The sequence below is a fragment of the Brevibacillus sp. LEMMJ03 genome, assembly GCF_007197875.1.
Classification (GTDB): Bacteria; Bacillota; Bacilli; order Brevibacillales; family Brevibacillaceae; genus Brevibacillus; species Brevibacillus thermoruber.
Map to the genome: position 1 here is coordinate 1 of NZ_VKJN01000107.1, position 395 is coordinate 395.

Below are 395 nucleotides of genomic sequence, written 5' to 3' on the forward strand. Positions count from 1 at the left end.
TACTCCCCCATGACCTACGCGCATCGAGCCACTACCCCGACGTTGTTCATCCACGGAGAACAGGATTTCCGGTGCCCGATAAGCGAAGCAGAGCAGTTTTACAGGGTGCTCACGGACGTCGGCTGCGAGGCGGAGCTGCTTCGCATCCCCGAGTGCTCGCATTTAGGGGATTCATCGGGCGCGCTAAGCGCGCGCTTACTCCAAAACCAAGCGCTGGTAGGTTGGTTCACCAAGTACCTTATTGACGCGCCGTCTTCGGCAGACATGAGCGAATGATGGCTCCCGCCGGCCCTGCCGACGATCGCCATTTGGGTGAACGCAGGCGAACGTACCGGCGGTACGTGCTCGCTATTCTTACCGTCGTATTTACCTTGAATTACGTCGACCGATGTTTG

The 395-nt window shown here is 58.2% G+C and carries 1 protein-coding gene; it reads left to right on the top strand.

The genetic code is table 11. From position 1 onward, the window contains the following. Positions 1-276: alpha/beta hydrolase family protein (locus FOI68_RS23005; protein WP_143864438.1), on the top strand; the 276-nt coding region annotated here is incomplete at its 5' end. Between the last annotated feature and the right edge of the window lie 119 nt (positions 277-395).